This window comes from Paenibacillus sp. 01T422, from assembly GCF_056398785.1.
This window is the reverse complement of sequence record NZ_JBFTQB010000760.1, coordinates 1-4,147: the sequence shown is the minus strand read 5'-3', so window position 1 is coordinate 4,147 and position 4,147 is coordinate 1. Positions and strand designations below refer to the sequence as shown.

Below are 4,147 nucleotides of genomic sequence, written 5' to 3'. Positions count from 1 at the left end.
GCATGGAGGATCTTCTTTCCCCGGAATTGAAAAATAAGTTTTATCCTTATCTAATGGAGAGCAGTAAGATGCATGACACACAGTATACGATACCTTACGTTACGACCATCCGCGAATTGTATTATAACAAAGATATTTTCAATGAGGTTGGTCTTACAGAACCGCCAAAAACATGGAGTGATTTAGAGGAGGATGCGCGCAAAATAAAAAACACCAATCAAGTGGATGGCTTCGGCGTCGATTTGACGGATAATGAGATTTGGGCGTATCTCTCTTATTTTTTCTATGGTGCCGGCGGTGGTTGGATGAAAGATGGCGAATGGGCGATTAATTCTCCTGAGAACGTGGAGGGCATCACCTTTCTAAAAAAACTATACGAAGAAGGTCTAACGGATCCAGAACCAACGGTGACAACGCGCGATGAAAAACAGCGAATTCTAGGAAACGGCAAGTTAGGCATGCTGATCTCCGGCAACTATTTTGAGGCCGTCGTCCCGCATGAGTACCCAGGGCTGAAATGGGCGAAGGGGCCAATTCCGGTTAAAGAGGGGCAGACACCTCTGGTGCTGGGGGTGCAGGATGTTTGGATGTCTTTCAAAACGGATCATACCAACAGGGATGCTTTGTCCAAATTTCTCGATTTTATTTATGAGGATGGACGTTACGAAGAATTCGTTCTACGGGAAGGTTTTCTTCCAACCATTCGTACGGTAGGCAATAAATTGGCGGCTAATGATCCATCCATGAAGCAAAATCTCGACTCTATTAAAAATGCAAAGTTTTACCCGATCAATAATCCCGCATGGTCTGCCGTTCTGAACGCGACAAGAAATATGGGTCAAACCGTTTTGCTCGGTCAGATGACGCCTAAGCATGAAAGCGGTAAAAATTACTATGATTAAGGTGTACAAAGGAGTTGGAAATTAGTAGAAGCGGATGCTTTCAATAAGGACGGTTGCACCGCAAAATTCTAGGGAGGTCTTGACGATGATGAAGCCAAAAAATGCAATGGCATGGGGTATGTTGGTATCGACTGTTGTACTTACGTTAACGGGCTGTGGAAGTAACAATACGAATACGACTACTGCGTCAGTAAAGCCTGCTGACAGTGTAAAACCGGTGGAGAGTGCCAAACCGGCTGATAGCGCAAGCCCTGCGGGAACAAAGCTTACAGGCGACTTTGAAATTCAATATTTTGTCGGCGGGTATGGCGACGCATGGTGGAAACAGGCCATTGCTGAGTTCCAAAAGCAGAATCCGGATTTGAAGATTAAAGAATCCGCAGGAGCGAAAATTAACGATCAAATGAAACCGCGCTGGATTCAAGGGAATCCGCCTGATTTTGTTTACATCGACGGAGCTGGCTCCAATACAAGACAGATGGTAACCGACGATCAACTGATGGATATTACGGACTGGCTGAAGGAGGCCAAAAACGTAGATGGGAAGAAGATTCTTGATCTCTTGATCGCTCAGCCTGAAGAGTACAAACCGGGCAAAGAGTTCGCTGTCCCACTCGTTTTCGGCTCTTGGGGAACGTTCTACGATAAAGCATTATTCAAAAGCAAAGGCTGGGAAGCGCCTGTAGACTTCCAAAGTTTCATGGATTTAGGCGAGAAGATTAAAGCCGATGGCAAAATGAGCGATTATATCCATACAGGGGTTTACCCGTACTACATCAACGGTGGATTGCTAGACCCAACGATTATTTCGATGAACAACTATGATACATCCATTTTCAAGAAAATTAATTCCCTCGAAAAAGGTGTTTGGAAGAGCGAACCTGTGATGAAATCTCTCGACAGAATTGTGCAAATGAGAGACAAAGGGCTCATCGACAAAGGATCACCTGCTCTGAATCACACAGATTCCCAAACGCAGTGGCTGCAGCACAAAGCTGCTTTCATACCGACAGGCATTTGGGTTGAAAGTGAAATGGCCAAAGATATTCCAGCTGGATTTGAATTTGGGTTCTTGCCATCCATTGGCCAAGATAAAGGCGGCAAGTTCGTAGCGAACCCTTACACATCCACAGTTGCCATCGCCAAGAAAGCGAAAAACCCAGAGGCAGCCAAAGCTTTCATGCAATTCATTTTCACCGAAAAAGAGAGTAAATTATGGGCTGAGCTTTCCAAAGCCCCTGCKAATATCAAGGCAGATCTCGAAGGAACCAATGCGCCAGCGCTTACGAAAGAAGCAGCCAAATTCTATAATTCACCAAACACCGTTGTTGCGCCTGAGGTTGTTATCCCAGAAGAACTTGTAACAGCAAGAAACAACGCAACGCTCGCTCTTACGAAAGGTGAAATTACTCCGCAGCAGTGGTCAGACCGTATGGAAGAGGCTACGGATAAAATTCGCGCTAAAGAAAAAAAATAAGCCATAGTAAGTTGGGAATGACAATAAGGGAATGCTTCGGATTCCCTTATTGTTCTTCAGAAGCTTAGATTGGAGGAAAGTATGAAAGTGAGCAAGACATCCGCAAATGCCAAGTTAGAGCGGAAAACAAGTGAGAGAGTCGGTACCGCAAAGATGAAGCGGAATGTGTTCATTCTTTCCTTTATCCTTCCAACGTTGCTTCTATATCTCGTGTTTACCGTTTATCCAATGTTTAAAGGGATATATCTCAGTTTATTTGATTGGTCAGGAGGGTCCGAAACCTATAATTTTATCGGCCTTGGAAATTTCAAGGAGATGATGGACGACAGTGTGATCCTGAAGACAATTCGCAACGACTATATTCTGGTCATAGGGAAAGTCATTGGTTTTATGGTTTTGTCTATGGTATTCGCGCTAGCGCTAACTCGGTTGAACATCAGAGGTTCAGGTTTTTATCGTATTATTTTCTTTCTGCCTAATGTGCTTTCCGTTGTTGTCGTCGGGGTTCTCTGGCGTTATGTGTACAATCCGAACCTTGGATTTTTGAATTCTTTCATCTCTTTATTTACAGAAAAAAAGTTTGATTTCGCCTGGTTAGGTGACAAATGGTCGATATTCGCGCTGCTGCCGCCTTCGATCTGGGCAGGTATTGGCTTTACAATCATTTTACTGGTTGCCGGTATTCTCAGTATTCCAACGTCATTATTTGAATCAGCTGACATTGACGGAGCATCACAGTGGGATCAATTCTGGTTGATTACCCTTCCTCTTTCGTGGGAACAAATCAAGACTTCCGTGGTATGGATTGTGATGACGACACTCAATGGGTCGTTCGTTATCGTAACGATTATGACCTTCGAGGGTGGAGTGGACAATGCTACACAGGTCATGGGCTCCTATTTGTACCTGAATGCATTCAAATTCGGCAAGTTCAGTTATGCGTCTGCGATTGGCGTCCTCATTCTGGTTCTCTCATTAATAACGACAGCAACCCTTCAGAGGCTGATGAAGAGAGAGACAATTGAATTAACGTAGAGGAGTTTTTCATATGAGTCAAGGTATAGTCAATCCTGTATTCCGGCTGTTTTTCAAATGCATTCTCATCGCTTGGGCGATATGCGTCCTTTATCCACTCATCTGGACAATCCTCAGCGCCTTGAAGGATAACCAGCAATTTTTCTTGGGAAGACCCTGGGATCTGCCGAAGTTGCCCTTGCTCTGGTCCAATTTTTCGTACGTATGGGGAAAATATAATTTTGGCCATAATTTTATGAATTCACTGGTAGTTACAGTAGTAAGCACGATATTTGGAGTGTTCTTATCGGCTACAACAGCCTATGTGATTGCACGATTTACGTTCAGAGGAAACGGCTTATTGTACTATTCGTATCTTTCCTACATGATGATTCCAACATTTCTTGGCATCATCCCCTTATTTTTTCTGCTGAATGATCTTCATCTAACGAACAATTTAATTGGCCTTATTTTAGTCTACATGGTCACAGCCGTGCCGTTTGCCGTATTCGTCTTGGTCAGTTTTTTCAAATCACTGCCAAGCGAACTGGAAGAGGCCGCCTCCATAGATGGCGCTTCTCATTATGGCATTTTTTTTCGAATTATGCTTCCACTTGCCAAGCCGGGACTGATGTCTGTGGCCATCATTACCGTGCTGAATATTTGGAATGAATATGTATTTGCGCTTGTGCTGATCAATGACCCAACGAAATATACGATACCGGTAGCCATTGCAGTTATGCAGGGTGAAATG

The 4,147-nt window shown here is 44.0% G+C and carries 4 protein-coding genes; all 4 read left to right on the top strand.

Annotated features, from left to right (window positions below; genetic code table 11):
• Positions 1-902, top strand: a 902-nt coding sequence (locus AC1DUA_RS30665) for an ABC transporter substrate-binding protein (protein ID WP_477503346.1), incomplete at its 5' end; no start/stop codon positions are given.
• An 85-nt stretch (positions 903-987) separates the two neighbouring features.
• The gene (locus AC1DUA_RS30660; protein WP_477503345.1) at positions 988-2,379 is read left to right on the top strand and encodes an ABC transporter substrate-binding protein; all 1,392 of its coding nucleotides are present in this window, start codon (positions 988-990) and stop codon (positions 2,377-2,379) included.
• Positions 2,380-2,460: 81 nt separating this feature from the next.
• Positions 2,461-3,414 carry a carbohydrate ABC transporter permease gene (locus AC1DUA_RS30655; RefSeq protein WP_477503344.1) on the top strand — a complete coding sequence of 318 codons (954 nt, stop codon included), beginning with the start codon at positions 2,461-2,463 and terminating at the stop codon, positions 3,412-3,414.
• Positions 3,415-3,427: 13 nt separating this feature from the next.
• The coding region (locus AC1DUA_RS30650) for a carbohydrate ABC transporter permease (protein WP_477503343.1) at positions 3,428-4,147 on the top strand (720 nt) is incomplete at its 3' end.